The following is a 26,311-nucleotide window of genomic DNA, read 5'->3' as shown; positions in this document are numbered from 1 at the left end:
CTCCCTTCTTGCGTCACGCATCCACTAGACATCGAGAAGGGGCCGCTGCTTGATGTGGCGCGCGAAGACCTGCATGAACTGCGGGTCCAGGCGCGCGCCCCAAACGGCAAGCGCGTGACCGACGACCCAGAGCGCGAGGCCGGGCAGCCAGAGCTGCAGCCCCAGCCCCACGGCGGCGGCCAGCGTGCCGTTGGCGATCGCCACGGTGCGCGGTGCGCCGCCCAGCAGGATCGGCTCGGTCAGGGATCGGTGCAGCGGGATCTCGAAACCAGGCGCGAGGCCTGCGGAGAAAGCAGTTGGTGCGTTCATGCCAGCACCGCCCCACCCGAGAACGAGAAGAACGACAGGAAGAAGCTCGAGGCGGCGAACGCGATCGACAGGCCGAACACGATCTGGATCAACCGGCGGAAGCCCCCTGAGGTGTCGCCGAAGGCCAGCGTCAGGCCAGTCACGATGATGATGATGACCGCGACGATCTTGGCCACCGGACCCTGGATCGAGTCGAGGATCGATTGCAGCGGCGCTTCCCAGGGCATGTTCGAGCCCGCTGCCTGCGCGGGCAGCACGACGCCCAGCAGGAACATTGCCGCAACAGCCGCGTGCAGCAGCGGCTTGGCGGAACTGCGTGAAATCGTCATGACGGTTCTCCAGAAGACGACAGGGTTGAAGGGGCAGGACGAGATGAAGAGAGCAACGGAAATCCAGGCACCGCCGAGGTGTCGAGCTGGTAGCCCTCGCTGTCGTGGCCGACGACGCGCGCGATCTCCCGCACCCGCCGGGCACGGCCGCGGCCGGCGATGAAGACGATGACCTGGACCGCCTCGGCAATCAGCGCGCGCGGCACGGTCACCGCAACTTCCTGAACCAGTTGCTCCAGCCGCGTGAGCGCGCCCAGCGCGGAACCGGCATGCACGGTGGCGATTCCGCCCGGATGCCCGGTGCCCCAGGCCTTGAGCAGGTCCAGCGCCTCGGCGCCGCGCACCTCGCCAACCACGATGCGGTCCGGCCGCAACCGCAAGGTGGCGCGCACCAGGTCGGCCATCGTGGTCACGCCCGGTTCGCTGCGCATGCTCACGTGGTCGTCGGAGCGGCACTGCAGCTCCGCCGTGTCTTCGAGGATCAAGACGCGGTCTCGTGTCTCGGCGATCTCGTCGAGCAGCGCGTTTGCGAGGGTCGTCTTGCCCGTGCTGGTGCCGCCGGCGACCACGATGTTCAGGCGCTCGCGCACGGCCTGCCGCAGAAATCCAGCCTGGTCTGCGGTGAGGATGCCATCGGCCACGTACTGCGCCATGCTCACGATGCGCAGTGCCCGCTTGCGGATCGCGAACGAGGGGGCACGCACCACCGGTGGCAGCACGCCCAGGAAACGCTCGCCGGTCTCGGGCAGCTCGGCCGAGAGGATCGGCATGCCGGCATGCACCTCGGCGCGCACGTGCGCGGCGACGAGCCGGATGATGCGTTCGGCCACGGGCGGCGGCAGCGCCGCGCCGGTCGGCGCGCGGCCGCTGCCGAGCCGGTCCACCCACAGCGAACCATCGGGGTTGAGCAGCACCTCCACAACCTCCGGATCGGCGAGGGCCGCTGCGATTTCTGGCCCCATGGCGGTGCGCAACATGCGGATGCGCCGGGCCACCGCGTTGTCCACGACGCCTGGCGACGAGCCGGAAGAACGATCAGACGGCTGGACCATCAGCGGCCTCCTCCGGCTCCTGCCCTGCGTGCATTGGCGCCGCTTCAGGCTCGATCTCCTCATGGACCTCGCGTACCAGACTGCGCCCGCGCTGCAGGTGCCGCCCGAGCTGCTCGATGAACTGCACATAGCGGGCCCGCCCCTGCGCGCGTGCGGCTTCCTGCTGGCCCTCGGGCACCGGGATCGAGACGGTGAGGAAGTAGCGGACATAGAGCGCGACCGTTTCGATCAGGATGTTCTGGTCGCGCTCCAGCCGGTCGAACTGGCGCGAGAGCCGGTCCAGGCGCTTGGCGATCGCTGCCTCGCGCTGGTCGCCGCCATCGGGCGACAGGAACGACGCCAGCGCCGCGGCGATCACGGCAGATTTCGAGACACCCTTATGCACCGCCAGCCGATCCAGCCGTTTGGCGTGCTCCGGCTCGATGAAGATGTTGAGGCGAGCCCGGCTCATAGGGCGATCCCGTCGTCAGGGTCCAGCGCGGCGAGGCGCGCAGTGCGCGTGAGCTGACGACTCACGTCCCGCGGCCGCAGGGGTACGTCGTCCTCGTCATAGAGCACCAGCAGGCTGTCGTCCTCCGGCAGCGCCGGCGTGTCGCGCACGACTTCCAGCTCGGGCTTGAGCTGGTAGCCGCCCTCGTCGGCAAAGCCACCCGCATCGACTGACGACAAAGACTCGGGAGCGATCAGCGGCGCCAGTCCACTCCAGTCGTCGGGCCGTATCGCAGGACGATCCGCGTAGAAGCCCGCAGCCAGCGCCGGTGGTGGCAGCACACGCCGCGTGAAGTTGCGGTCCTGGTAGTAGCGCAGCTTCCTAGCCTTGATCGGCGGATGGCCGGAGACCATCACCACCGCGTCGTCGGGTGGCAGCTGCATCACCTCGCCCGGCGTCAGCAGCGGCCGCGCCGTCTCCTGGCGCGAGACCATAAGGTGGCCCAGCCACGGCGCGAGCCGGTGCCCCGCGTAGTTGCGCTGCGCGCGCAACTCGGTGGCCGTCCCCAGCGCCTCCGAGATGCGCTTGGCCGTGCGCTCGTCGTTGGTGCCGAACGCAATGCGCACATGGCAGTTGTCAAGAATCGCGTGATTCGGGCCATAGGCCTTGTCGATCTGGTTCAGGGACTGCGCGATCAGGAAGGCACGCAGGTCGTAGCCGGCCATGAACGCCAGCGCAGATTCGAAGAAGTCCAGTCGGCCCAGCGCCGGGAACTCGTCGAGCATCAGCAGCAGCTTGTGGAGCCGTGCGATGCCATCGGACCCGTCGAGCGATTCGGTGAGGCGCCGGCCGATCTGGTTGAGGATCAGGCGGATCAGCGGCTTGGTGCGGCTGATGTCCGAGGGCGGGACGACCAGGTACAGCGAGACCGGGTGTTTCGCCGAGATCAGGTCGGCGATGCGCCAGTCGCAGCGCGAGGTGACTTCAGCCACCGTCGGGTCGCGATACAGCCCCAGGAAGGACATGGCCGTGGACAGCACCCCGGAGCGCTCGTTGTCGCTCTTGTTGAGCACCTCACGGGCAGCCGAAGCAACGACCGGATGGATGTCCTCACCCAGGTGCCGCGTCGTCATCATCCGGTGCAGCGTGACCTCGAAGGGGCATGCGGGATCGGAAAGGAAGTTCGCCACCCCACGCAGCGTCTTGTCCTCACCCGCGTAGAGCACATGCAGGATCGCCCCGACCAACAGCGCATGGCTGGTCTTCTCCCAGTGGTTACGCCGCTCGAGTGCGCCCTCAGGATCGACCAGGATGTCCGCGATGTTCTGCACGTCGCGCACCTCGTGCGCGCCGCGGCGCACTTCGAGCAGCGGGTTGTAGGCAGCCGAGCGCGCCTCGATCGGATTGAACAGCAGGCAGTGCGAGAAGCGAGCGCGCCAGCCAGCAGTGAGATTCCAGTTCTCGCCCTTGATGTCGTGGATCACGGCCGAGCCGGGCCAGGACAGCAGTGTGGGCACCACGAGCCCGACGCCCTTGCCGGAGCGCGTGGGCGCGAACGCCATCACATGCTCTGGGCCCTCATGACGCAGATAGGCGCCGCTCTTGTCCGAAGTCTTGCCGAGGAACACACCTGCCGGCTTCGTCAGTCCGACCTTGTCGATCTCCTCACGCTCGGCCCAGCGCGCGGAACCGTAAGTTGTGACGCGCTTGGCCATCCGCGCGCGCCATACGGCCATCGCAATGGCTGCGCCCGTCGCCGACATCCCGCTCAATGCGGCTATGACCCCACCACGCTTGAACACCTGGGGCGCATAGGTCTCGTAGAAGTACCACCACGCGAACAGCTTCCACGGCTCGTAGACTGGCACGCCGGAAACCTCGAACCACCAGGGCCCGAGCCTCGATTGGTAACCCAGCGAGTGCGCCGTCCACTGCGTGGCCGCCCACACCCCGCCCAAGGCGACGCCGAGCACCACGAATATCTGTCCGAACAGGATGCCGGTCGCTGCTGTCGGCATAGGGCGCCACCTCCCAGGCGTATGAGTTCCAGCACATGTGTGCCGCTGCGGCACGCAGGCATGAGTCTGGAATCAAGCCGCCGGGCGGCACACCCATGGGGGCGTGGCGTGGCGTACGTTGGCGTGGGACTGGCTTGCGACTCCTTCTTCTGCTGAGTGCATGAGCCTTCAGGCTGTCATGACGGGAGCATTCCACGGGCAGCTCGACAACTCCATGGCTGTTGGAGCGAGGCAGTTCGCCTTGCAATCCCGCACCGTAACGTTCAGTTCAAAGCTGTGGCGTGGGTAAGAAACCGTTGCAGCGATTCGGGCAGGCCATTGCGCCGGTGCTTGTGCAGCACGTAGGTTGTGAAGTGCACCGGTTCGGCGAGCGGCACGACCACGACGTCCGTACGTCGCAGTGCCCGCATGTGGTCAGCATCTGCAACCCCAACCCCCTGACCTGCCGCCACACGGGTCAGATAGCCAGTCAGTGTGCGAGCCTCCCCGACGATTGTCGGAGCTACAGAATATCGCCGACGTACTGCCTTCATCTGCTGACATAGTCCTGGATGGTAGGAAGCACTGCAGGCGATGGCGGGGAAGGATGACAACTCGGCAAGGGAAACCACCTCGCGGCAGGCGAGTTCATGTGCTCTTGGAAGCAACGCCACGATGGGGCTCATCCAGGCCACATGTTGTGCGATGGCTTCACTATCTGGCAGGCCGAAGGAGAACCCTGCATCCATCTCCTCGCTGCGCAGCGCGGCCAAGAGTTCTGCCGGGCGCATTTCCGTCAGCTCCACTGGGATATCGGGGACAAGTTCCCGCCAGCGGGTCAGGCATTCGGCCAGCCTGGGCTGCACCGTGCTGTCGTCCGCGCCGATGCGCAAGGGCTCGCGATAGCGTGCATCGGTTTCGCGTATGACGCGTTTAATGCGCTCCAGACGCAAGAAAAGTCCTCGCGCATGATCAAGCAATTTGGCACCTGCGGGAGTGAGCTCGAGTCTGCGGGGCTTTCGAATTAAAAGAGCCACGCCCATTCGGTCTTCCAGGTCACGGACGGTTCGCGACAGTGGAGTCTGGTCGATATGGACTCGCTCGGCGGCGCGACGGAAGCTCAGTTCCTCTGCAACGGCCATGAAATGGCGAAGGTGGCGCAGCTCGATCATCTGCGCGCGAGCAATGAGGCAAGACAGAACTCGGTCACGGGCGGCCATGGTGCCGATGTCGGAGCGAGCCGCTTCGAACTTTCGAGTTGCGGTGCCATCTCAATCAACCGATCAAGTCATCCTAGTCGCGATCTTGGCCGAGATTCGCGAAACGCGCGGGGTCACGGCGCTTGAGTCGACCTGCCGCCAACCACCCGACAGACGCTGCGATCGGCAACAGACCGATCAAAGCGAGAGCACTCCTTTCGCTGGCGCCCGTCAAAATATGGAAGTTCGCAACCGCAAGCACCAGGACCACGCAAAGCCCCATTCCCGCCAACGCCGGCAGCAGCAGGATCCGGACCTTGCCATAACCGTGCGATGCGCGGCGAAAGAACCTAATCACCGAGATCGCGGTGGCGATCATCAGCAAGAGCACACAGACCGTGGCCAGGTTACTCAGCCACGAGAACATCGTCAGGACCGGATCTGCACGGGCCACGGCGAAGCCGATCACCACGGCGGCGCACAAGGCCGTCTGCAACAGCGAAGCAATATGCGGGCTCTTGTGCCTGGGATGTGTCCAGCCGAGCCGTGATGGCAGCAAGCGTTCACGTCCCATCGAGTAGAAATAGCGCGCGGTCGAGTTGTGAAATGCGATCAATCCTGCATAGATACTGACGATGAACATGCCGCGCAGGATCATGGTCAAATGCGATCCCGCATAGGTATCTGACAAGGTGTACAGGAAATTCGTTGGGTCACCCAAGGCAGCAACCGTGGCAGCGACCTTGTCAGTGCCGGCACCCAGCACCAGGCACCACAGCGAGAACGAGTAGAAGCCGCCCACGAGCAACAGCGCGGCGTATGTGGCGATCGGGATGCTGCGTTTGGGATCCTTGGCTTCCTCGCTGTAGATAGTCGTCGCCTCGAAGCCTATGAAGGCCGCAAAGCAGAAGAGCAATCCGATGAACGGGTTTCCGCCAGCGATCACCTGCGGGGTGAAGGACTTGAAGTTGATACCGTCCGCCCCTCCCTGGCTGAGAATCAGCACATCAAGAATCAGCACCACCGCATATTCCGCAACGACGAAGCCGGCCAGCACCTTCGCGGAGAAGTCGATCTGGCGATAGCCGAAGTACGCTACCGTCGCCATGGCTGCCAGTGCGCAGGCCCACCATGGAACACTCAGCCCAAACTGGGCAAGCAAGGCCTCGGACGAGACAGCGCCCAGCAGGCCGTATAGCCCGAATTGCAGTGTGAGGTAGCCCAGGATCGCCACCATCGCCGCAGCGCCGCCGGCGCTTCCACCAAGGCCGCGGGCAACCATGGCATAGAAGCCCCCTGCACTCGTGACGCAAGTGGCCATCGCCGTGTAGCCCGCGGCGAACAGCAGCAGCAGCGCCAGCGCCACAACAACCAGCGCGGGCGTGCCGGCACCGTTGCCCAGCATGATCCCAAGTGGAAAGCCGCCAGCGACAACGCTCAATGGGCTTGCCGCCGAGATCACCAGCAGTGTGATGAACCCCGCGCTGAGCGTTGAACGGCGCAGAGTGGTGGAGCGGACTGCGGCAGCCTCCTGTGGCCGCTCCAACAAGGTGTTCATAACTTCCATGTACTGTCTCCTGACTCGGCATGCGATGTTCGAAGCCGGAATTGCGGGTGGGCGCGAACCTGCTCGGTTGCAGCAGAGGGGTGGCCGGCAGTCTATGAATAGAAGCCTGCTGCGCGGTATCCCGGATCGGCAAGCCATTGCGCGGCCGTTGTGCGCGAGACCAGTCGTGGCACATCCAGCCGATGCTTCATTCGCTGAAAGTGAACCGCCCCTCGGCTGCCAATTGGGTCAGCGGCAGTCGTCCGTTGGGCATCTCGCGAGCGCGCAGCCCCTCGGCAAGCAAGGCCTTGTCGCCCTGCTTGCCAATCGCCAACACCGTTTCCAGCGCGTAGGTGTCTGGAATGCCTGCGGCCTTTCGCAGCCGATCTGCATCGAAGCCCGCCATCCCATGGGCGGACCAGCCCGCGAGCGTGGCCTGGAAGGCGATGCTGGCCCACGCCGCGCCGGCATCGAACGAATGCCATGCGTTGGGCGCGGCATCTGTCTGCCCTGGAAACACGGCTTGCCTGGCCGACACGATGACCACCAGTGCAGCTGCATGCTGGGCCCAGCCTTGGTTGAATTCCACCAGCGTAGCAAAGATCGGCTCCCAACTGAGGGTCTCGCGCTGCGCATAGATGAAGCGCCATGGCTGCGCGTTGTATGCCGAGGGTGCCCACCGAGCTGCTTCCAGCAGGCTCAGCAGCATGGGCCTGGCAATCGGCTCGCCCGTGAATGCGCGCGGCGACCAGCGGTCGACGAACAGGGAATTGATCGGGTGATCGGGCTGGCGTGCTTCAGTCATGGTTTCCTAGTTGAGTTGATTCGTTCGCGGGCTCTCGATTCCCGCCATGTTGATGTACTTGATGACCAAGTAGTCCTCGATGCCATGGCGCGATCCCTCGCGTCCGAGGCCCGATTGCTTGACACCGCCGAACGGCGCCACCTCGTTGGAGATCAGCCCGGTGTTCACGCCAACCATGCCGTACTCGAGGCGCTCCGCGACACGCCACACGCGGCCGAGATCGCGCGCATAGAAATAGCTTGCCAGGCCGAATTCGGTGTCGTTCGCCATCGCGACGACTTCGTCTTCTGTCTCGAAGCGAAACAGGGGCGCGAGCGGCCCGAAGGTCTCCTCGCGCGCGACGCGCATGGCCTGGGTGACGCCCACGAGCACGGTCGGCTCGAAGAAGCTGCGCCCCAGCGCATGCCTGCCGCCACCGGTGATCACCTGCGCCCCTCTTTCTAGCGCGTCAGCCAGATGTTCCTCGACCTTCCGCACGGCCGCGTCGTCGATCAACGGCCCGATGCGTACGCCCTCCTCCTCGCCGGACCCCACCTTCAGCGCCTTCAGCGCGTCCGCCAACTTGCGTGCAAACTGGTCGTAGACCTTGGAGTGCACGTACAGCCGGTTGGCGCATACGCAGGTCTGGCCTGCATTGCGGAACTTGGACACGATGGCCCCTTCCACCGCGGCGTCGAGATCTGCATCTTCGAAGACGATGAAAGGTGCATTGCCTCCCAGTTCCATCGACACCTTCTTTACTGTCGCCGCGGTCTGCTGCATCAGATGTCGCCCGACTTCGGTGGAGCCGGTGAAACTAAGCTTGCGCACCAACGGATTGGTCGCCAACTCCGTCCCGATGTCGCCAGCCGACCCGGTGACTACCGACAGCACGCCCGAAGGAATCCCTGCACGTTCGGCCAACGCCGCGAGAGCAAGCGCCGTCAACGGTGTCTGGCTCGCCGGCTTGACGACCATGACGCAACCCGCGGCCAATGCCGGTCCCGCCTTGCGCGTGATCATCGCAGCGGGAAAATTCCAGGGCGTGATTGCCGCGCACACACCCACGGGCTCCTTGGTCACCACGATCCTCTGGGTGGAGATCGGCGAAGGAATCGTCTCGCCGTAGACCCGCTTGGCCTCCTCGGCGAACCATTGGATGAAGGACGCCGCGTAGGCAATCTCGCCGCGCGCTTCCGCCAGCGGCTTGCCTTGCTCGGCAGTCATGATTCTGGCGAGGTCGTCCTGGTTCTCCAGGATCAGCGCGTGCCAGCGCGCCAGCAGCGCCGAGCGGTCATGGGCCGTGCGCGCGCGCCATGCGGGCCACGCACCATTCGCGGCGTCGATCGCCTGGCGGGTTTCGGTGGCACCCAGGCGCGGTACGTGAGCCACCACGGCGCCACTGGCGGGGTTGGTGACGGCGATGGTTCGGGCGGCAGATATCCACTGACCCGCCACGAAGCATTGCTCTCGAAGCAGAGAAGGGTCTCGCAGGTTCAACATGGTGCAGGAACTCGGGGTTGAGGTTTCAGATCTGGGTGATCAGCTTGGTCACCAGGAAGCTGTCGAAGGACTCGGTGCCGCCCTCGCTGCCGAAGCCGCTGTCCTTCACGCCGCCGAAAGGCAGCTCGGGATGCGCCATGCCGGAATGGTTGATGTTGACCATGCCGGCCTCCAGTTCGTTGGCCACGCGCGTCGAGGTCTGGATCGACTGCGTGAAGACGTAGGCAGCCAAGCCGAAAGGGAGCGCGTTGCCCAGGCGCAATGCATCGTCCACCGTATCGAAACGCGCGAGGGCGGCCAGGGGTCCGAATGGTTCCTCACGCATGACGCGAGCGTGCTGCGGCACGTTAGCGATCACGGTCGGCTCGTGAAAATGGCCGCGCTCGCCCAATGTGCCGCCGCCTGCGAGCACCTGCGCGCCCGCCTGCACTGCGTCGTCCACGAGTTCGCGTATGGCTTGCAGGCGCCTCTCGTGGATCAGTGGCCCCATTTGGACGCCCTCTTCCAAGCCATGGCCCACCTTCACGCCGCGCATCGCATCGGCGAAACTTGCCACGAAGCTGTCGTGGATGCCAGCCTGGACGAAGAAGCGCGAGGGTGATACACACACCTGGCCCGCGTTGCGGGTCTTCAGCCGCGCAAGCAGCGCCGCGGCCTGATCCACGTCGGCGTCGTCGAATACCAGAACCGGCGCATGACCGCCGAGTTCCATGTTCATTCGCTTCATGTGCGAGCCCGCGAGCGCCGCGAGATGCCTGCCCACCGGAACCGAGCCGGTGAACGAGACGACCCGCACCAGGGGCGATTCGATCAATTGGCGCGAGATCTCGCTTGGCACGCCCCACACGATGTTGAACACGCCTTCGGGCAGTCCCGCGTCGTGGAACAAGCGAGCCATCGCCACAATGGCGCTTGGCGATTCTTCCGGCCCCTTGAGCACGACGGTGCAACCGGCGCCGATCGCGGCCACGACCTTCTTCATCGCCTGGCCAAATGGAAAGTTCCAAGGGCTGAATGCGACGCAGACGCCTGCCGGCTCGCGCACCACGAGCTGGCGCACCGCGGGATTGCGCGATGGCACGACACGGCCGTAGATGCGACGGCATTCCTCCGCGTGCCATTCGATATGCTCGACGGCGTTGAGCACCTCGGCCACTGCTTCCGGCAATGGCTTTCCGTTGTCCAGCGTGATGCCATGCCCGATCTCGCTGGCGCGCTCGCGTGCCAGCGCTGCCGCCTTGCGCAACACCTCGGAACGCTCCATCGGCGAACTGCGCCGCCAGGACTGGAACGCCCGGTGTGCGGCCCTCAGTGCCGCATCGACGTCCTCGCGCGTTGCCCAGGGCAGGCGCCCGAGCAGATCAAAGGTGGCGGGATCACGCACGTCCTGTCCTGGACGGCCATCGCCATTCAGAAAGCGGCCGCCGACATAGAGGGAAAGCTCGGGATACAACATCATGGTTTCCTCAGGCATGCGCCGGCAAGCGGGACTGCTCGGAGGCGCTCGCCGAGCCGGCGAAAACAGAGCCAGTTGGCGGCAGTACGGTTTCGCAAAATGTCGAAAGCTGCGGCACCGAATCGCCCGCCTTGCCAGCGGCCGCGATGAAGCGGTCCGGGCGGATCAGCACCCAGTCGACACCTTTGGCCTGGAACCAGAAGTGCAGCGTGTTCTCCACGTCCTCGATCACTGTTCCCGATGGCTGGACCGGCACGTGAGAACAGGCCTCGCTCCTGATGCTGCGCGAGCGCACGCCGACATAGTGGTCGCAGCCCAGACGCTCGAGCTGCTCCCGCAAACAGGCGGGTGCACCCGCCAGTGCGTCGCCGCACCAGCTCAGCAGCGCGAAGCGCGCACCGACCATATCGTCCAGGCGCTGGGTGCGCCCGGCTTCGCGCTCGACGTTGGGTTGGATGAACATGCGCCCCACCAATTCGTCGCTCCGCGCATCGCCACTGTTCAGGACAACACCCTTTGTAAAGCGCGGCATGGGTTTGAACTTCATCTGCAGCACGTAGTCGCGCACGCGCGGAATGTTCTTGATGGACAGGAAGAAACGGTCACGCATCCAGGCCACGAAGCGGTTGCGCTGGGACAGCACGGAGCCGAACAAGTCCGCCAGATCGATCATCGCCTTGGCGTGCGCGTGGCGCTCTTCGTGATAGCTCGCCAGCAACCCGGGCTTCATCCGTCCCTGCAGGATCCAGGCTAGCTTCCAGGCCAGGTTGAAGGCGTCGCGCAGGCCCGCGTTCAACCCCTGGCCGATCCATGGCGGCGTGATGTGTGCAGCATCCCCGGCCAGGCAAACGCGCCCGACGACGAACGCGCCGGCCACGCGAGAGTTGTGCGTGTACACGCGGGCGCGGATCACGTTGAGCTTGTCGGGTTCTGCCACATGCCGGCCCAGCAGTTCTCGCACCTTCTCAGGCTGCAGCATCTGCTCGCCGTCTTCGCCCGGAAACAGCATGAACTCCCAGCGCCGCAGCCCATAGGGGAGCCTCAGGCACACGTAGGGCCTTTGAGGCTCGCAGTGCAACGCGGTGTAGGGCGCGTCCAGGGGATCGTGGTCGCATTCGATCACCACCCACTTGGCTGGATGCGTGCGCCCTTCGAAAGGCAACTTGAGGATGCCTTCGCGCACCATGCTGCGTCCGCCGTCGCATGCCACGAGGTAGCCTGCGCGCACCCGGTGCTCGGCCCCCTCTGCGTCGCGCAAGGTCGCCGTCACGCCCTCATCGTCCTGGACCAGATGAACCAGTTCCACGCCGGGACAAAGGTTCACGTGCGGGAAGCGTTCGAGCCCCTGGCGCAGCGTCAGCTCGCCGAGCGGCTGTGAAAAGAGATTGCGGCGAAACCAGCCGAACTCGCGCGTGCTCGGCAGGATCTCCGCAAAACAGCGCTTGCCGGCGGTGTACATGCGCATCGGCACGTTCTGGATCATGTCGCGCAGCATCGCCTCGGCCAGGCCGGCCGCCTGGAAGGTGCGCAGCGCCTCATCGTCGAGGCCCACCGCGCGGGGATAGTTCAGCACCTGCAGGTTGCGCTCGACGACCAAGCAAGCGGTGCCGTAGTGGCCCAACAGGTTGGCGATGGAGACGCCGACCGGGCCCGCGCCGACGATCAGCACCGGAATGTCCGTGGGGATTTTCATAGGTTCTTGTCTCCGTGCCCGCCGACTCAGGCGGCGGTGAGAAGGCGGCTGTCCTGCCGGACCAGCAAGTGGCGCACGCTCTTGCGAAACTCCGTGAAGCTGGCGTCGGCCATCAACTGGGCACGTCGACGCGCGCGCTCTTCATGGCTGTCATAGGCCCAGAGAAAGACAAGCTGATTGAGATCACCACTCTCCGGCGTCATCAGCGTCACCAGGTTGCCCAGCATGCGGGTCTGCAGCGCTCGCGCCGTCTCGTTGTAGATGCGCAAGTACTCGCGCGTGCCGCCTGGTACGAGGGTATAGGTTCGAAGTTCGTGGATCACGGTGCGCCCTTTCCTGCATGGAACAGACCCCGATCGAGAAAATGGGATACCGCCTGCTGGAACAAGGCCGGCTGGTCGTCATGCACGTAGTGGCCGGCGTCCGGGATCTCGATGCTCGCGATGCGCGGATTCAACGCCTGCATGCGCTCGACCATCGACGGCTGCAGGTAGTCGGATCGCCCCCCGCGGATCACCAGGGTCTCGCAACCGATGGCCGACAGGCACGGCTCAAGATCAACGACACGCGCCGGGTCGGGGTTCAGCCGCGTCGCCGCAATGCCGGCATGGTCGTAGCGCCAGGTGTAGCCGCCCTCGCGCAGGGGCTTGAGCATGCTGTGCAAGCGCTGCTGCCGGGCCTCTTCGCTCACCGTGGGACGCAGCGCCCGCATGAATTCGCCGGCGGCCTCCCAGGACTCGAAGCGCTCGGGCGTCGTTGCGTGTTCCTTGCGGATGCGTGTCGCGCCGTCGCGGGGCTCGAAGGCGCCGGGGCCGGCGTCCTCGATCACCAGGCGCCGCACACGCCCGGGATGGCGCGCGGCATAGACGATCGCGTTGATGCCTCCCATGGAGTGACCCAACAGGTCGAAGCGGTCGAGCCCCAACTGTTGAACGATGGCCTCCACATCCGCCACGTAGGCGTCGGCATAGTAGTTGTGAGCGGGGTCCCAGTCAGAGCCGCCGCGCCCGCGCTGATCGAACGCAATGACGCGGAAGCCGGGATGCAGGGCCGCCGCGATGCCAGCGAAGGTCTCGGCGTAGCCGCGAATGCCGTGGAGCATGACGACGGGCCATCCCTGTTCCGCCCCCCACTCGCTGACGTGGAAGTTCAGCCCCGACAGGGCCAGCATGTAGTCGCGCCGCTCCATGTGCGTCTTTCAGTACAAGCCGTCCTGGCCCTTGACCTCGGAGGCCTTCAGGCCCCCCAGCCGCGCGTTGAGGCGTCCGCGGGTGGCGAAGGCCCAGCAGACGATGACCTCGTCGCGGTTGGGGCCGTCGCTGAACTGGGCGGTCACGGTGTCGTAGTGCGAACGCACGTACAGCGCGTCCTTGTGCGCCAGCGGGATGTCGATCGCGGCGCCGGGACCGCCACGCTTTCCGGTGGAAGGCACCCAGGACTTGCCGCCGCCGAGTGCGTCGCGGATCGGGTTGGCTGCCGGATTGGTGAGCAGCGCGTTGCCATGCTCGTACTCGCCGTCGATGCCCACGAGGCAGGCCTTGCCGTAGCTCTCGATCGCGCGGCCCTGGGCAGCCTCCTGGATGCGGCGACCGAACTCGCGCCCCAGTTCAGGCGACGGCTCGATCCAGGCAGACAGGTCCTGGACGAACCTGCCGGCGAACGGGTTGTGGATGGAGGCCGCAATGACGATCTTGCGCAGTGGGTCGCCATCGGCCGGCGCGCCGGTTTCGCCTGCGAGGGTGTCCTCGATCTGCAGGTACCACTTGCGGATGTGAAAGACGCTGAAATTGGCTGACTTGGTCATGAGAATGATGTGTGAATGTTGAAGAACAGGAAGGGGAAAGCGCGCCGCACTCAGTCGTACAGCGGCTCCAGTTCGAAGTGGTCGCTAGGCGCGTTGTAGTTATGCAGCACTCGCTTGCCCTCCTCATCGTCGTGGACGGTTTCGCAGAAGAACTCGAAGCGATGACCATCCGGGTCGTTGAAGTACAGGCCGTAACCCACCTTGTGGTCGGTGGTCTTGATCACCTCCACTCCGGCCTTGAGCAGTTGCCCGTAGAGCCGCCGCAGTTCCGTGATGTCGCCATCGATTTCCAGGCCGTAGTGCTGCAGCGCACAGCCGCCCACAACGATGCCCGGCTCCGGGCGGATCAACGCGATGTCATGGTGCTTCTGTCCGAAGCTCATGAACACCCACTGCTCGCCGCGCGCGGTTTCCTGCATGCCCAGCACGCGCTCGTACCAACTTGCCGATGCGAAGGGGTTCGACACAAAGAGCGAGAGGTGCGTGCGGCGAATCTTCGGGCGCACGGTCCGGGTCGTCGTATCAGTCATGTGGCTTCGCCCCGAGAGTGGATTTCGGGTGCGCCTTGACGGCGGCGACGACCGGCGTCCATGCCACTGCGGTGATCTCGCTGAAGTCGCGCCAGTCCTTGAACCAGGTTTTTCCCGCGTCCATGGAACGGAAGAGGTGGCCGTATTTGGTGCCGGCCAACACAAACTGAGGGTCTGCGGCGTGCGTTCCCAACGCCCAGAACGTGGAGTTGGGCACCGCATGAAGCAGTGCCGCCGACCATGTCGCGCCACGGTCGAGCGAGCGGTAGATCTGCGTGCGCGTGCCCGGCGTGCCATCGCCGATGGCCACCAGCAGCACGTCCTCCGCGCCCTCCAGAGGTGCGAGCGTGCGGGTGTAGTACATGCCATCGAAGCGATCGGCCGAACTTTCCGCGGCCCACGGCCCGTAGCCACCGTCGCGGTTGGTATAGACCGAATTCACCGTGGCGAGCAGATGGGTCTTGGGCCGGCCGCCGCGGGCCGGAAGGATGGTGATGGCGTGGATGTCGCCGTTGAGGATGCCGCTTTGCGCATCGTCCGCGCGGCGCCAGGTCTCGCCCTGGTCCAGGCTGTGCCAGGCACCGCCCTCCTCTACGCCGAACCACACCGCGCCGTCATCGGCGTCCACGCAGATGGTGAGGATCCGCGGACGGTTTACGCCGCCGCAGAACTCCGGCAATTCGATGCCAAGCCGCGTCCAGCTCTGACCCCCATCGAGCGAGCGGAACATCGCGGCGCGAGAAGGCGCGCCCGTTCCTGCGTAGATGACATTGGAGTCGCGCGGGTCGATCGCGATGGACCAGACATGCATTCCGTTCGCGGGCGATTCGAGGCGCCTGAAATGCGCACCCGCGTCTTCGCTCAGGCAAATGCCGGCGTCCGCACCCGCGAAGATCCGGTTCGGGTCCCGAGGGTCCACCAGAAGACTTCGCACGACGCCATCGAACTCGATGGCTTCCTTCAACCCGAGGCGATGCCATGTCGCGCCGTCGTCTGCGCTGCGCAGGATGCCCTGCCCCGCGGTTCCCACAAGAATCGTTCCTTGCATGATTGAGTGCTCCTTCGCTTTGCTCAGATGAAGATGCCGCGCGTGATGCCGCCGTCCACCGCGATCGACTCTCCGGTGATCGCGCCCGCTCGTTCGGAGGCGAGGAACAGCACGGCATCGGCAATCTCGTTGGGCTGCAGCACGCGGCGGATGGGCGTGGCCTTGGCGTAGTTCGCCTCCACCTGATCCGGCGTGAGGCCCTGTAGCTTGGCCTCCTTGGCGTAGAGCTCGTGGATGTGCGGTGTTTCCACCACGCCGGGATGGATCACGTTGACCGTGATACCCGACGGGCCGAGTTGGTCGGAAAGCGTCTTGGTCAAGTGGCAGATCGCCACGTTGCGCATGCCCGAGAGTTGCTTGCTGCCGCGGCCCGTGAGGCCGCCGATGTTGATGATGCGGCCGAAGCCGCCCTTGCGCATGTGGGGCGCGGCCGCCTTGGCGCAGCGCATGTAGCCCACCACCTTGATGTTGATGTCTTCCAGCAGCCCTTCGGGGCTGGCGTTCTCGATCTCGCTGCGCACCAGACCGCCCGGGTGGGCAGCCCCATTGACGAGAATGTCGATTCGGCCGAAATGCGCCGCGACCCTGCTCATCATGGCGTCGACCTGCTCGGTGCTGCTGACATCCGCGGGCGCAGCAAGAATCTCGATGCCGGTTTGTTCGCTGATTTCGCGCGCCGCCTGTTCGAGCGGTTCCTTGCTGCGCGCCACGATCGCCACGCGCACGCCTTCGGCCGCCAGCGCCTGCGTCACGGCCCGGCCAATGCCAAGGCTGCCGCCGGTCACGACCGCGACCTTGCCCCTGAGTTTCAGATCCATATGTTCTCCTTGATTGATGCAGGCCGCCTGCCGGCGCCCGGACGTTGCGCCCTCAAAGGGCCATTTCGATGAGCGCAGGGCCGGTTTGCCCGAACGCCCGCTGCAGTTGTTCGGACAGTTCCTGCGCTGTGTGCGCACGCGTCGCGGGAACGCCGTAGGCCTGGGCGAGCCCCACCCAATCGATGCGGGGGTGATCCAGGGCGGTCAGAGCCTCGGCCCTTGCGCCAAGGGTCGCGCCATCGCGCCGCAGTTCGTTTCGCAGGATCGCGTACTGATGATTGGCTGCGATCAGCACGACCACGTCGAGGTTTTCATGCGCGAGCGACCACAGCGTCTGGATCGTGTACTGGGTGCTGCCGTCCGACAGCAGCCCGACCACCTTGCGCTCCGGGCAGGCGATGGCCGCGCCCATCGCCACGGGAAGCCCCTGCCCGATGGCACCTCCGGTGTTGGTGAGCGTGGTATGCGGACGGGCGGCCGAAGACGCCGCATAGAAGGGGTAGCCGCAAGTCCCGCCCTCAACCGAGACGATCGCGCCCGCCGGCAATTCGCGCGCCAGAACCGCTGCGATCCTGGCCGGCGTCAGCGCGCCCTCGGGCGCGTCCGGCAGCGACGACACGGCCGCCTGGTAGGCCGGCGCCCCCAGGGCATCGGCCATTTCCTCGAGCCGCCCGGCCACTGGCTGCCCCGGCTCGCTGATGACCAGCAACCGTTCGGCATCGACCAGCAAACTCGGGTGACCCGCATAGCCGAAGTACGTCACCGGCGGCAGCGCGCCGACGAGCACGACGAGTTCGGCCGCATCCAGCACTTCGCGCGCCGGCTCGGGAAAGTAGGGCAACCGATCGAAGGCCGGCAGCCCCTGCCCGCGCTCTGAACGCGACGGAAAGGTCTCGGCATAGGCCTGTGCGCCCAGCAGCGTGCACAGGCGGGCCGTCGCGCGCTGAGCGCGCTGACCCAAGCCAGAGAGTTCTCCGCCACCGCCCAACAGGAAGACCACGCGCCGCGCTGCGCGCAGGCGCTCGATGCATTGTGCTGTGTCGGGGCCGCCCTCGGCGCTCGTGCTGGTGGCGCCAGGCCTTTCGATCTTGGCGGCCTGCGTGACATCGCCCGCCTGAAAATCTGCGGGGAAGATCAGCGTCGTGCCGCGCCCACCTGCTGCAACGCTTTGTCGCACAGCCTCGGCGGCCGCGGCCGCGCTGTCGTCGACACTGTCGATGCGGTGCACCCAGCCAGAGACGGGCCGCGCGAGCGATTCGATGTCGGAGGTCAGCGGCGCGTCATATGGCAAATGCCAGCTGGCGTGATCGCCGACGAGGTTGACGATCGGCGTGCGTGCGCGCCGCGCGTTGTGCAGGTTCGCGATGCCGTTGGCAAACCCCGGCCCCAGGTGCAGGAGCGTTGCCGCGGGACGCCCGAGCATGCGGCCGTACCCGTCGGCCGCTCCCGTGCAGACGTTTTCCTGCAGGCCGACCACGCACCGGATTTCATCGCGCTGCTCCAGTGCACGCACCAGGTCGAGTTCGGTGGTGCCCGGATTGGCAAAGCAGGTGTCCACACCTTCGCCTGCAAGCGCGAGCCAGAGCGCCTCGGCGCCGGTCATTTTCTTCATTGCCTTGTTCCTCTTATTGCACCTTGATGCCGCGCTCGCGCACCAGCTTGCCGACACGCTCGGCGTCGACGGCGATCTGCGCGTCGAGCTCCGCGGGCTTGGAAGCCCCGGCCCGCAGGCCTCGGGCGGACGCCCAGGCCTGCAGGTCGGGAGCGGCCAGCACCTTGGCCAGGGCTGCGTTCATTCGCGCCAGGATTTCTGCAGGGGTGCCTGCCTTGGCATGCAGCGAGTAGGAGGTGGACAGCAGCATGTCGGACCCGCCGGCCTCGGTGATCGTCGGTACATTCGGTGCCACCGGCGTGCGCGCGCTGGCGCCGACAGCCAGCAGCTTCAGGCTGCCCTTTTGCACATGGGGCAGCAGAGCCTCCACGCCGCCCGACGTCGCCACCACCTGGCCACCGAGCATGGCGGGAATGACTTCCGCGAGCGCCTTGTACGGCACGTGCAGGAACTGCACGCCGGTGCCTGCTTGCAGCAACTCCATGTTCAGGTGCATGACGCTGCCAACGCCGCCGGTGCCGAACGGCACCTCCCCGGGATGCGCCTTGACGTAGGCGATGAAGGATCTGAAATCGTTGGCAGGCACCTGCGCACTGGCCACGAGATACAGATTCACGTCGGCGATGTTGCTGACCGAGACGAGATCCTTCCGGGGGTCGAACGGCAGCGGCTGGTAGAGCAGCGGATTGACCGTGAGCGTGAGCCGGTCGACCAGCAGGAAGGTATAGCCGTCGGCCGGCGACTTCACTACCTCCGACGTCCCGATGATCGCGTTGGCCCCCGCCTTGTTTTCCACGACGAAGGCGGTCTTGAGCTCCTTCGCCATTCCTTCCGTCACCAGGCGAGCCATCACGTCCGGCCCCGTACCTGGCGGGTACGGAACGACGATGCGGATCGGCCGGGATGGCCAACCGCCCTCGGCCCAGGCTGGAGCCGGGGCCAGACACGCGGCGAAAAGCATCGCCAGGGCGGCACATGTTTGCCGAAAGCAATTCCTGTTCATCTCGAACTCCTGAACACCCCGACTGACGACGTTCGGCTTCGAGCGGGGCGTGCGCTCGCTGGGCCGGGGCCAACGGCCCGACTACCCCTGCCAGAGCTCTTTCATTCTGCGAGGAATTTTGCAAGTTTATCGATTAGACAAAACAATGCAATATTGTTTGTCATTTTCACGCGCACAACATGCATATTTTTCTCAATATGAGATATTGATCGATCATTTCGAAGCGAGCAAGAAGCCGACAACGGCGCCGATGCTTCGATTAACCTTCCGGGTTTGCCAAGACATGCCGCCCACCCATGACGCCACGCGCTGCCAACGCCCATGAATAGCCTCAGTCGCATGCTCGAGGTGCTGAATCTGTTCAAGCCGGAACAGCCCGTGATTGACATCGAGGTCATCTGCTCGCAGTTGGGTTACACGTCCGCGAGCGCATACCGCTATGTGAAGGAGCTGTCCAACGCGGGCCTGCTCGTTCGCCTGCCCCGCGGTTACGCCCTGGGGCCGCGAATCATCGAACTCGATCGGCACATGACTCAGTTCGACCCATTGCTGGCAGCCAGCCGCGACATCGTGGGCGACCTGATCGCCCAGACCCATCTGGAACTGCTGATCAGCGAGCTCTACGACTCGACCGTGATCAACATCCTGCAGCGCTCCGGTGCCGACGAGCAGGCGCTGAACTTCGGACGCGGCAGACCCATGGACTTGTTTCGCAGCGCGACGGCCAAGGTGATCCTGGCGTACCTGCTGCCGCGTCAGTTGAAACGGCTCTTCGACAACGCCGCGCCAGGAGACCTGGAGCGCATCGGGCTGACCTGGAAAGACTTCTCCAAGGCCATGCTGCGCATCCGCAAGGACGGCTACTGCATCAGCGAGGGCGAACTCGATCCCGGCAAGAGTGGTATCGCCGCGCCGATCTTCGACGAGAAGGGACGCATCCTCGGCAGCATCACCCTGGCGGGAAACTCCGAACGGTTCAATGCCTTCAACCGGGAGTTCCTCTCGACGCTGATGATCGACGCCGCGCGCAAGATCACGTCGCGGATCGCTGGCTAGGGCGGCCAACTCGGCACCCCCTTTAGCTCACGAACGCACCGAGTCTGGCGCAAGGTTTGTCATGGCCGTCAATCGGCCACCTTGATCTTGCGCTCCGAGACCACGCGCTGATAGGTCGCCTTGCCTTGGGTGATTCGCGCCTGCATCTGTTCGGGAGTGCTGTAGGCCGCGGTGAAACCCAGGTTGTCGAATGCGTGGCTGACCGCGGGCGCCGCAAGCGCCGTCTTCATGGCGCCGTTGAGCTTCGCCAGTACTTCCGGTGGCGTCCCTCCGGGCGCGAGCAGGCCGAAGAAGCCGGTAATGGCCAGGTCGGGCAGTCCCACTTCCAACGCGGTGGGAATGGACGGGAACAGCCGGTCGCGCGTGTCGCCCGTGATGAACAGCGGCACCAGTTGATTGGAGCGCAACGCGCCGATGAGCGGCGAGACGACCTCGTCCATCAGTTGGGCATCACCCTTCAGAAGCCCCTCCTTCGCCGAGGCGGCCCCTCTGTAAGGCACGTGAACCAGTTGGATGCCGGTGACCGACATGAGTATTTCGCCCAGCAGATGATTGCTCGACCCCGTCCCGGCCGATGCGAAGTTCAACTCACCAGGCCGTCGCTTTGCCAGCGCGACAAATTCAGCCAGCGTTTTCGCGCCGGTGGCAGGCGTCGTCACGAAGACAAAGGGCTGGGTCGCGCCAAGGCTGACGGGAGCCAGGCTCGCCGCATGCCCCTGGTCCGGATAAAGCACCGGCCCAGCCGTCAGGGTGCTCCCGCTCCCCCAGAGAAGCGTGTAGCCGTCGGCCTTCGCCGAAGCGGCGTATTTCGTCCCGATACGCCCCCCTGCACCCGGCTTGTTGTCGACGATGACAGGCTGGCCCAGGGCGACCGAGAGTTCCTGCGCAACCGCACGGGCAGAGATATCAGTGGAGCCCCCTGGCTCGAACGAGACGACGAGCGTGATCGGCCTGGACGGATAGGCCTGGGCACCGGCCGGCTGCACGAGGGACAGCGCAGTGGCAAGGACGCAGCAAGCCAGGAAGGCCATGCGCAAAAGCGCCGGGTGCAAGCGATTCATCATCATGGACAGCCTCTTCAAGTGAAAGGGAACGCCGAAGCCCCGCGCCGAGGCGCGCTCAAACAGTGGCAATGGGCGTGACAGGCGAACCTGCGGCACCGGGAAGATTCAATGGCGGCGCAGTCAGAAGGAAACGGCTTCGCTCGTTCTTTCTCAGCCAGCGCGCGAGTTCGCCCAATCGCCACAACTCGCCCAGGTGGATGCCGTTCTTGAAAAGGCAGTGCTCGTGAAGCGGCAGCATTGCGTGCCTGGCGCTCTGGCGCATGGCTTTGGGCATCAACTCCACCGCGAAGTTGTCCGAGATCAGCGCAGCAATGCCTGTGTCGGTGATCCACTGAAGCAACCGCTGGTCGCCGCCATTCAGGCCAGCACAGGAATGAAGCAGTTTCTCGGTGACGGGCTTCCTGTTCATGCCGAGGATCAGGTCGTCGAGGCCGGTGTAGAGGCAGACCATGTCTCCGCGCTCTATGACCACCCGATCCTCCTGCAGGATTCGCATCAGGTCCGCATAGCCGACGGGATGATTCTCCTCGCCGTAGTGGCGATTCAGGTCGATCATGACCGCGCGCCCCTGCACGCCGTGGCTGGCCAGTTGCTCGATGCCAAGCGCGCTTGCCGTCGGGTCCTCGTAGGTGTCCCATCGCACGGCGCCTTCGGCACGGCGTGCCGGCTTGACGTGCTCTCCGCCCCGGTAGCCGTTGTAGAAGACGATCTCGTCGACGCCATCACCGTCGGCGTCAAACTCCGCGCCGACGTGCGCCAAGCCGTCCCACTGCGTGGAGTACTGCGTGTGCAGGACCACGACGTCATCCGAATAGACGTCGGAATAAAAAGGATTCTCGCGGGAGAGCGCAAAGCAGAAGCACTGCTCGCCCTCGTTCTTTCCGCCCCGCAGCGTGGCGAAGCGCCGAGGGGCATGGCGGCGCGGATGCAGTGCCGTGCCGCCGGGGTAGTCCAGCGGAAGCGACAAGCTGAATGTCAGCCCCTCTTTCGCCTCCTCGAGCCCCTTCAGCACTTGCGGCCGGCCAACGAGGTTCATCGATCCGAGCTGATCGTCGTTCCCGAAGAGGCCCCAGTTCGAACCCGGCGGCCTTTGCTTCCATCGGTTCGTCATGGCGATCTTTCTTCGGGCGCCTCAGGCGGCGGCACGGGCGGCGATCTCCTGCCGCTCCGCATTCAGTGCCGCCCGAACGCTCTCACGTTGCTCGATGCGTTCGAGATAGGCATTCAGGCTGGGCCATTGCGAAAGATCGATGTCGTGGACGTGGCTCCACATGACGATGGTGTAGCAGTAGGCGTCGGCAATCGTGAAGCGATCGCCGTGCAGGTACTCGCGCCCCGACAGCACGGTGTCGAGCCAGGCCAGCCGCTTGTTCAGGTTCTCTATCGCCAGCACCCGATACGCGGGAGGCGTGGTCGGTCGGAACAACGGAGTGAAGCCCTTGTGCAGTTCCGAACCGATGAAGTTGAGCCACTCGATGACACGGTATCGGTCCATCACGGCACCTGCAGCCAGCAACCCGCTTCCCGGCTTCATGTCGGCCAGGTACTGCACGATCACCGGGCCTTCGGTCAGCAACTCCCCTGCGTCGGTCTCCAAGGTCGGAACCTGTCCCTTCGGGTTGATGGCGAAGTAGTCGCCTCCGTCTTTGAGCTTCTTGGCGCGCACATCCACCCAGATCAGTTCCAGCGGGATACCCGCTTCTCGCGCCACGATGTCGACGGCCAGCGAGCATGCGGTGGGTGTCAGGTACAGCTTCATGTGTTTCCTCAGTCAGTTGCGGGGGTCTCGCGCCATGCCAGCGCCGTCAGGTCAAATTGCCATTTTTCCCATATTCCGATAATTTATTTGTTTCGTCAACACATCACCCACGAACCCGCATCGGCCATCCACCGGAAGGCCGGGCGCAGCCTCGAGCGACGCGGCCCCTAGAATTCCCAGCCATCGCTCAGCCGAAGGGGGAGGAGACCCATACATGCCGCGTGCAAACACAAAGACCAAGCCCCTCAAGGCGACTCCCAAGACGGCCCGCAAGACGCGCTCGGTCGCCGTCAAGGTCCGCGATTCGGAGCAGGACTCCTCGAGCCTCTCCCGGATGCTGAGCACGCTTCAACTCTTCACGCGCGAGCACCCGGTGCTGTCGGCCGAGGAGATCGCCAAGGGCGCGGGCGTTCCCACCAGCACGGCCTATCGCTACGTGAAGCAGTTGGCAACGGCCGGCTTGTTGGTTCGCTGGAAAGGCGGCTACACGCTCGGGCCCAGCATCATGGAACTGGACCTGCAAATCAGGGAGTGCGATCCGGTCATCCGTGCGGCGTCCGAACCCATGCGCACACTGTGTGCGCAGACAGGCCTGAACGCGCTGCTGACCAAGCTCTATGGCAACAAGGTCATGACCGTGCACATCGAATCCACGAGCGACACGGGCTCGCTTGCCTACGGCCGGGGCCGGCCGCTGCCCCTGTTCCGAGGCTCCAGTTCCAAGGCCATCACCGCCTTCCTGCCGGCCGCCAAACTGCGCCGACTCTTCGAGAACGGCGAGGCGCAGGGCGACGAACAGCTCAACGACTGGGAGAGCTTCCACGCCAGCATGTCGAACATCAGACGCCAGGGTTTCGCCCTCTCCGTCGGAGAGCTCAACAGCGGCATCGAAGGCATCTCCGCGCCCGTCTTCATCGAATCCCGGCAGGTCGTGGGCAGCATCACCCTCATTGGCGATGCGGCGCGCATGGCACTGCTGCGCGAGGAGGTCGTCATCGAAATGGTGAAAGCTGCGGCAGCCACGGTCAGCAGCGCCCTGCAGTAACGCGCCGGTAAAGCACCGCGCTTTCGCGCCCCGGAAAAGCCGGCATTTCTTTTTTGTTTGATTTTTTCCCAAAATATGAGAAAGTTCTTCTGACACAACACTGAAAGGCCGACCATGGTGCTTCGCTTGCTCCGAGACGCGCTGAAGATCGGACTTCTGGCTGCAGTGCCGCTCTCGGCCTGGACTCAACCTCAGGCGCAAGCGTTTCCCGCAAGGCCCATCACCATGGTTGTCGGCTTTGCCGCCGGCGGAGGCACGGACACAGCGGCGCGCTTGCTGGCGCAGGACCTGGCCGCCGAGCTGGGACAGCCGGTAGTGATCGAAAACAGGGCGGGCGCCGGAGGAATGATCGGAGCCGCCGCCGTAGCCAAGGCATCTGCGGATGGCTACACACTGTTCTTCGGGTCGGGCTCGGAGTTGACCGTTTTGCCGGCCCTGAAAAAGGCGGTGCCCTATGACACGCTGAAGAGCTTCAGGCCCATCACGCAAGTGGGCACCGTGTCGTTCATGCTGGTGGCGCATCCATCAGTCCCAGCCAGCAGCGTCGGCGAGTTGACCGCCCTTGCCCGGGCGAAGCCGGGGCAGCTGAGCTTCGCGTCCTACGGCGCAGGTTCGACCAATCACCTGATCGGTGAACTCTTCGCGATCAAGACGCAGACAAAACTGCTGCACGTGCCCTACAAGGGAAGCGCAGCTGCCGCGACGGACCTGGTCTCCGGCGAGGTGCAGATTGCGTTCGATACCGTGTCGGTGATGCTTCCGTATGTGCAGGCGGGAAGGCTCAAGGCACTTGGTGTCCTGTCTGCTCAGCGCACCACCCAGGCCCCCAATCTTCCAACGATGGCCGAGGCGGGTATCCCGGACCTGGTGGTTGACGGCTGGCTTGGTGTCATGGCCCCGGCGGGAACATCCGACGCCATCGTGCAACGCCTCGACAAGGCAATCGGAAACGCACTTGCCAAACCGCAGGTCGCAGAGGCCTTGGCGCAGCGCGGCGTGAAGGTATCCGGCGAAGGTCCAGGACCGTTTCGAGCCTTCATCGAACGAGATCAGGACAAGTGGCGAAGCGTTGTCCAGCACGCTCACATTCAACTCGAGTAGCCACTCCAACCCGACAGAGCACTTTTGCCGAAACCCGCATCGACGCCGGCACACGGTCGACCACCGCCGATCGACGACCCGGGCCCGGCGCCGCCGAGCGCCTTCTTACCCCACTTGCCATGCTCAAGAAAATACCTCTCGCAGCGCTTGCACTGTTTACCGCTCTCGCATCCCTCAGCGCCCAGGCCGCTCCTGCATTCCCCGCAGATCGCCCGATCGCGTTGGTCGTGCCGTTTTCCGCCGGTGGCGGGACCGACATACTTGCCAGACTTGTGGCGGCCAAGCTGGGCGCGATGATTCGGCAATCCGTTGTTGTCGAGAACAAGCCGGGTGCCAACGGTGTTCTCGCGAGTCAGTATGCCGAACGAGCGAAAGCCGATGGCTACACGCTGATGTTCGGCGGCAGCTCGACCCACGTCCTGTCGCCGCTGCTGTCTCCGAAGAGGCAGCAGATGGAACAAACCCGCAAGAACTTCTCGATGGTCGGCATCGTGGCGGAAACACCGCTTGTACTGGCCGTGAACGCCAAGTCTTCGTTCAAGAATCTCGATCAGCTGCTGAAGGCTTCGCGCGACCGCGAGCTGACTTTCGGCACCTTCGGCTCCGGGTCGTCTCCCCACATCATGGGGGCGCTGCTTGCGGCGCGAACCAATGCGCGCCTGCAGCATGTTCCGTACAAAGGCTCTTCGCCCGCGATCACCGAGTTGCTCGGCGGTCACATCGACAGCGTGTTCCTGACAGTCGCCGCGCTCAGCAGCCATGTCGAAGACAAGGAAGTGCGCGCCTTGGCGGTGACCGGGGCCCGCCGCGTGCAGACATTGCCCGACGTTCCCACATTCAAGGAAGCCGGCGTATCGGGTTTCGAAGACTCGGGTTGGTTCGCTGTGTTCGCACCCGCCGGGACTCCGGAGCCTGTCATGGACTTTCTTCACGATGCCATCGGGCGCGTGATGGCAACCCCGGAAGTTCAGGCCAAGTTGGTGGAGCTTGGATTGCGCAGCGCGAACAGCAGCCGTGCGCTCCAGATGGCCGTGTGGGAGCGATCCATCGTCGCCACGCAGGGCATCCTGACTCAGGTCAAGATCGAAACGGACCGGTAGCGAACCGTCGCATGAGATTCGACTCAATTCCTGGTCGGCACGACGCTGGCCATTTATGCACTAGAAGAAGATG

Annotated in this window: 26 protein-coding genes; 4 read left to right on the top strand and 22 right to left on the bottom strand. The window is 64.8% G+C overall.

Translation table 11 applies throughout. The features are described from left to right. Nucleotides 1-24: 24 nt before the first annotated feature. From ACEOAB_RS09900 to ACEOAB_RS09810, 19 genes are all read right to left on the bottom strand, one after another. Entirely contained in the window at nucleotides 25-309 is a 285-nt protein-coding gene (locus ACEOAB_RS09900; protein WP_309929037.1) for a VirB3 family type IV secretion system protein, read from the bottom strand. Further along, complete coding sequence (locus ACEOAB_RS09895; protein ID WP_309929034.1) at nucleotides 306-638, bottom strand: TrbC/VirB2 family type IV secretion system protein; 333 nt, start codon at nucleotides 636-638, stop codon at nucleotides 306-308. The genes ACEOAB_RS09900 and ACEOAB_RS09895 overlap by 4 nt, the downstream gene beginning before the upstream one ends. Then, on the bottom strand, nucleotides 635-1,690 hold the full coding sequence (gene trbB, locus ACEOAB_RS09890) for a P-type conjugative transfer ATPase TrbB (RefSeq protein WP_495653675.1): 1,056 nt from the start codon (nucleotides 1,688-1,690) through the stop codon (nucleotides 635-637). The genes ACEOAB_RS09895 and trbB overlap by 4 nt, the downstream gene beginning before the upstream one ends. Further along, nucleotides 1,674-2,141, bottom strand: coding sequence for a CopG family transcriptional regulator (locus ACEOAB_RS09885; protein WP_145745753.1), 468 nt, complete (start codon nucleotides 2,139-2,141; stop codon nucleotides 1,674-1,676). The genes trbB and ACEOAB_RS09885 overlap by 17 nt, the downstream gene beginning before the upstream one ends. Further along, entirely contained in the window at nucleotides 2,138-4,138 is a 2,001-nt protein-coding gene (locus tag ACEOAB_RS09880) for a conjugal transfer protein TraG (protein ID WP_495653674.1), read from the bottom strand. The genes ACEOAB_RS09885 and ACEOAB_RS09880 overlap by 4 nt, the downstream gene beginning before the upstream one ends. Nucleotides 4,139-4,401: 263 nt before the next feature. Beyond that, on the bottom strand, nucleotides 4,402-5,337 hold the full coding sequence (locus tag ACEOAB_RS09875; protein ID WP_225612720.1) for a LysR family transcriptional regulator: 936 nt from the start codon (nucleotides 5,335-5,337) through the stop codon (nucleotides 4,402-4,404). Nucleotides 5,338-5,410: 73 nt separating this feature from the next. Beyond that, nucleotides 5,411-6,874: an APC family permease gene (locus ACEOAB_RS09870; protein ID WP_307614625.1), complete on the bottom strand. Its 1,464-nt coding sequence runs from the start codon at nucleotides 6,872-6,874 to the stop codon at nucleotides 5,411-5,413. Nucleotides 6,875-7,070: 196 nt separating this feature from the next. After that, entirely contained in the window at nucleotides 7,071-7,667 is a 597-nt protein-coding gene (locus ACEOAB_RS09865; RefSeq protein WP_413312868.1) for a nitroreductase family protein, read from the bottom strand. 6 nt (nucleotides 7,668-7,673) lie between these two features. Continuing rightward, nucleotides 7,674-9,149 carry an NAD-dependent succinate-semialdehyde dehydrogenase gene (locus ACEOAB_RS09860; RefSeq protein WP_307614368.1) on the bottom strand — a complete coding sequence of 492 codons (1,476 nt, stop codon included), beginning with the start codon at nucleotides 9,147-9,149 and terminating at the stop codon, nucleotides 7,674-7,676. Nucleotides 9,150-9,174: 25 nt separating this feature from the next. Next, nucleotides 9,175-10,602, bottom strand: a complete 1,428-nt coding sequence (locus ACEOAB_RS09855; RefSeq protein WP_495653834.1) for an NAD-dependent succinate-semialdehyde dehydrogenase — start codon at nucleotides 10,600-10,602, stop codon at nucleotides 9,175-9,177. Between the two features lie 13 nt (nucleotides 10,603-10,615). Further along, on the bottom strand, nucleotides 10,616-12,298 hold the full coding sequence (locus ACEOAB_RS09850) for a bifunctional 3-(3-hydroxy-phenyl)propionate/3-hydroxycinnamic acid hydroxylase (protein WP_495653673.1): 1,683 nt from the start codon (nucleotides 12,296-12,298) through the stop codon (nucleotides 10,616-10,618). A 26-nt stretch (nucleotides 12,299-12,324) separates the two neighbouring features. Beyond that, nucleotides 12,325-12,621, bottom strand: a complete 297-nt coding sequence (locus tag ACEOAB_RS09845; RefSeq protein WP_145745758.1) for an NIPSNAP family protein — start codon at nucleotides 12,619-12,621, stop codon at nucleotides 12,325-12,327. Further along, the gene (locus ACEOAB_RS09840) at nucleotides 12,618-13,487 is read right to left on the bottom strand and encodes an alpha/beta fold hydrolase (RefSeq protein ID WP_495653672.1); all 870 of its coding nucleotides are present in this window, start codon (nucleotides 13,485-13,487) and stop codon (nucleotides 12,618-12,620) included. Before ACEOAB_RS09840 ends, ACEOAB_RS09845 begins: the two co-directional genes overlap by 4 nt. 9 nt (nucleotides 13,488-13,496) lie before the next feature. Then, nucleotides 13,497-14,102 carry an amino acid synthesis family protein gene (locus tag ACEOAB_RS09835; RefSeq protein ID WP_192322820.1) on the bottom strand — a complete coding sequence of 202 codons (606 nt, stop codon included), beginning with the start codon at nucleotides 14,100-14,102 and terminating at the stop codon, nucleotides 13,497-13,499. Nucleotides 14,103-14,152: 50 nt separating this feature from the next. After that, nucleotides 14,153-14,632: a VOC family protein gene (locus ACEOAB_RS09830; protein WP_413312861.1), complete on the bottom strand. Its 480-nt coding sequence runs from the start codon at nucleotides 14,630-14,632 to the stop codon at nucleotides 14,153-14,155. After that, entirely contained in the window at nucleotides 14,625-15,680 is a 1,056-nt protein-coding gene (locus ACEOAB_RS09825; RefSeq protein ID WP_145745762.1) for a WD40/YVTN/BNR-like repeat-containing protein, read from the bottom strand. Before ACEOAB_RS09825 ends, ACEOAB_RS09830 begins: the two co-directional genes overlap by 8 nt. A 23-nt stretch (nucleotides 15,681-15,703) precedes the next feature. After that, nucleotides 15,704-16,498, bottom strand: a complete 795-nt coding sequence (locus ACEOAB_RS09820) for an SDR family NAD(P)-dependent oxidoreductase (RefSeq protein ID WP_307614365.1) — start codon at nucleotides 16,496-16,498, stop codon at nucleotides 15,704-15,706. A gap of 52 nt (nucleotides 16,499-16,550) precedes the next feature. After that, entirely contained in the window at nucleotides 16,551-18,110 is a 1,560-nt protein-coding gene (locus ACEOAB_RS09815; protein WP_495653671.1) for an acetolactate synthase large subunit, read from the bottom strand. Between the two features lie 13 nt (nucleotides 18,111-18,123). Then, nucleotides 18,124-18,960 (bottom strand): Bug family tripartite tricarboxylate transporter substrate binding protein, encoded by an 837-nt coding sequence (locus ACEOAB_RS09810; RefSeq protein ID WP_309929377.1) that lies wholly within the window; start codon nucleotides 18,958-18,960, stop codon nucleotides 18,124-18,126. Between the two features lie 492 nt (nucleotides 18,961-19,452). Here ACEOAB_RS09810 and ACEOAB_RS09805 point away from each other — a divergent pair, with 492 nt between their 5' ends. After that, on the top strand, nucleotides 19,453-20,169 hold the full coding sequence (locus tag ACEOAB_RS09805) for an IclR family transcriptional regulator (protein ID WP_307614363.1): 717 nt from the start codon (nucleotides 19,453-19,455) through the stop codon (nucleotides 20,167-20,169). 68 nt (nucleotides 20,170-20,237) lie between these two features. Here the strand turns inward: ACEOAB_RS09805 and ACEOAB_RS09800 are convergent, their stop codons facing one another. Genes ACEOAB_RS09800 through gstA form a run of 3 tightly spaced genes read right to left on the bottom strand, consistent with a single transcriptional unit; the run spans nucleotide 20,238 to nucleotide 22,992 of the window. Continuing rightward, nucleotides 20,238-21,236, bottom strand: coding sequence for a Bug family tripartite tricarboxylate transporter substrate binding protein (locus ACEOAB_RS09800; protein ID WP_225612721.1), 999 nt, complete (start codon nucleotides 21,234-21,236; stop codon nucleotides 20,238-20,240). Nucleotides 21,237-21,288: 52 nt separating this feature from the next. Then, the gene (locus ACEOAB_RS09795) at nucleotides 21,289-22,344 is read right to left on the bottom strand and encodes a cyclase family protein (protein ID WP_495653670.1); all 1,056 of its coding nucleotides are present in this window, start codon (nucleotides 22,342-22,344) and stop codon (nucleotides 21,289-21,291) included. A 21-nt stretch (nucleotides 22,345-22,365) separates the two neighbouring features. Next, on the bottom strand, nucleotides 22,366-22,992 hold the full coding sequence (gstA, locus tag ACEOAB_RS09790) for a glutathione transferase GstA (protein WP_307614360.1): 627 nt from the start codon (nucleotides 22,990-22,992) through the stop codon (nucleotides 22,366-22,368). A gap of 214 nt (nucleotides 22,993-23,206) precedes the next feature. Between gstA and ACEOAB_RS09785 the strand changes: the two genes are divergently transcribed. The 3 genes from ACEOAB_RS09785 to ACEOAB_RS09775 all read left to right on the top strand — a co-directional run bounded on the left by ACEOAB_RS09785 (nucleotide 23,207) and on the right by ACEOAB_RS09775 (nucleotide 26,238). Continuing rightward, complete coding sequence (locus ACEOAB_RS09785) at nucleotides 23,207-24,037, top strand: IclR family transcriptional regulator (protein ID WP_413312850.1); 831 nt, start codon at nucleotides 23,207-23,209, stop codon at nucleotides 24,035-24,037. A 114-nt stretch (nucleotides 24,038-24,151) separates the two neighbouring features. Further along, nucleotides 24,152-25,138, top strand: coding sequence for a Bug family tripartite tricarboxylate transporter substrate binding protein (locus ACEOAB_RS09780; protein WP_309929003.1), 987 nt, complete (start codon nucleotides 24,152-24,154; stop codon nucleotides 25,136-25,138). Between the two features lie 119 nt (nucleotides 25,139-25,257). Then, complete coding sequence (locus ACEOAB_RS09775) at nucleotides 25,258-26,238, top strand: tripartite tricarboxylate transporter substrate binding protein (RefSeq protein WP_495653669.1); 981 nt, start codon at nucleotides 25,258-25,260, stop codon at nucleotides 26,236-26,238. Nucleotides 26,239-26,311: the final 73 nt, after the last annotated feature.

The sequence above is a fragment of the Variovorax sp. Varisp53 genome, from assembly GCF_059491555.1.
The sequence above is the reverse complement of the archived record's forward strand: the minus strand, read 5'-3'. Positions and strand labels throughout refer to the sequence as shown.

Bases quoted from the DNA above. Each gene is read 5' to 3' on its own strand.
- ACEOAB_RS09840 (WP_495653672.1), bottom strand. From the start codon at position 13,487: ATGGAGCGGCGCGACTACATGCTGGCCCTGTCGGGGCTGAACTTCCAC.
- ACEOAB_RS09815 (WP_495653671.1), bottom strand. From the start codon at position 18,110: ATGAAGAAAATGACCGGCGCCGAGGCGCTCTGGCTCGCGCTTGCAGGC.
- ACEOAB_RS09775 (WP_495653669.1), top strand. From the start codon at position 25,258: ATGCTCAAGAAAATACCTCTCGCAGCGCTTGCACTGTTTACCGCTCTC.
- ACEOAB_RS09875 (WP_225612720.1), bottom strand. From the start codon at position 5,337: ATGGCCGCCCGTGACCGAGTTCTGTCTTGCCTCATTGCTCGCGCGCAG.
- ACEOAB_RS09860 (WP_307614368.1), bottom strand. From the start codon at position 9,149: ATGTTGAACCTGCGAGACCCTTCTCTGCTTCGAGAGCAATGCTTCGTG.
- ACEOAB_RS09795 (WP_495653670.1), bottom strand. From the start codon at position 22,344: ATGACGAACCGATGGAAGCAAAGGCCGCCGGGTTCGAACTGGGGCCTC.
- ACEOAB_RS09895 (WP_309929034.1), bottom strand. From the start codon at position 638: ATGACGATTTCACGCAGTTCCGCCAAGCCGCTGCTGCACGCGGCTGTT.
- trbB (WP_495653675.1), bottom strand. From the start codon at position 1,690: ATGGTCCAGCCGTCTGATCGTTCTTCCGGCTCGTCGCCAGGCGTCGTG.
- ACEOAB_RS09785 (WP_413312850.1), top strand. From the start codon at position 23,207: ATGCCGCGTGCAAACACAAAGACCAAGCCCCTCAAGGCGACTCCCAAG.
- ACEOAB_RS09850 (WP_495653673.1), bottom strand. From the start codon at position 12,298: ATGAAAATCCCCACGGACATTCCGGTGCTGATCGTCGGCGCGGGCCCG.
- ACEOAB_RS09825 (WP_145745762.1), bottom strand. From the start codon at position 15,680: ATGCAAGGAACGATTCTTGTGGGAACCGCGGGGCAGGGCATCCTGCGC.
- ACEOAB_RS09885 (WP_145745753.1), bottom strand. From the start codon at position 2,141: ATGAGCCGGGCTCGCCTCAACATCTTCATCGAGCCGGAGCACGCCAAA.
- ACEOAB_RS09870 (WP_307614625.1), bottom strand. From the start codon at position 6,874: ATGAACACCTTGTTGGAGCGGCCACAGGAGGCTGCCGCAGTCCGCTCC.
- ACEOAB_RS09900 (WP_309929037.1), bottom strand. From the start codon at position 309: ATGAACGCACCAACTGCTTTCTCCGCAGGCCTCGCGCCTGGTTTCGAG.
- ACEOAB_RS09780 (WP_309929003.1), top strand. From the start codon at position 24,152: ATGGTGCTTCGCTTGCTCCGAGACGCGCTGAAGATCGGACTTCTGGCT.
- ACEOAB_RS09800 (WP_225612721.1), bottom strand. From the start codon at position 21,236: ATGATGATGAATCGCTTGCACCCGGCGCTTTTGCGCATGGCCTTCCTG.
- ACEOAB_RS09835 (WP_192322820.1), bottom strand. From the start codon at position 14,102: ATGACCAAGTCAGCCAATTTCAGCGTCTTTCACATCCGCAAGTGGTAC.
- ACEOAB_RS09820 (WP_307614365.1), bottom strand. From the start codon at position 16,498: ATGGATCTGAAACTCAGGGGCAAGGTCGCGGTCGTGACCGGCGGCAGC.
- ACEOAB_RS09865 (WP_413312868.1), bottom strand. From the start codon at position 7,667: ATGACTGAAGCACGCCAGCCCGATCACCCGATCAATTCCCTGTTCGTC.
- ACEOAB_RS09830 (WP_413312861.1), bottom strand. From the start codon at position 14,632: ATGACTGATACGACGACCCGGACCGTGCGCCCGAAGATTCGCCGCACG.
- ACEOAB_RS09880 (WP_495653674.1), bottom strand. From the start codon at position 4,138: ATGCCGACAGCAGCGACCGGCATCCTGTTCGGACAGATATTCGTGGTG.
- ACEOAB_RS09805 (WP_307614363.1), top strand. From the start codon at position 19,453: ATGCTCGAGGTGCTGAATCTGTTCAAGCCGGAACAGCCCGTGATTGAC.
- ACEOAB_RS09810 (WP_309929377.1), bottom strand. From the start codon at position 18,960: ATGGCTCGCCTGGTGACGGAAGGAATGGCGAAGGAGCTCAAGACCGCC.
- gstA (WP_307614360.1), bottom strand. From the start codon at position 22,992: ATGAAGCTGTACCTGACACCCACCGCATGCTCGCTGGCCGTCGACATC.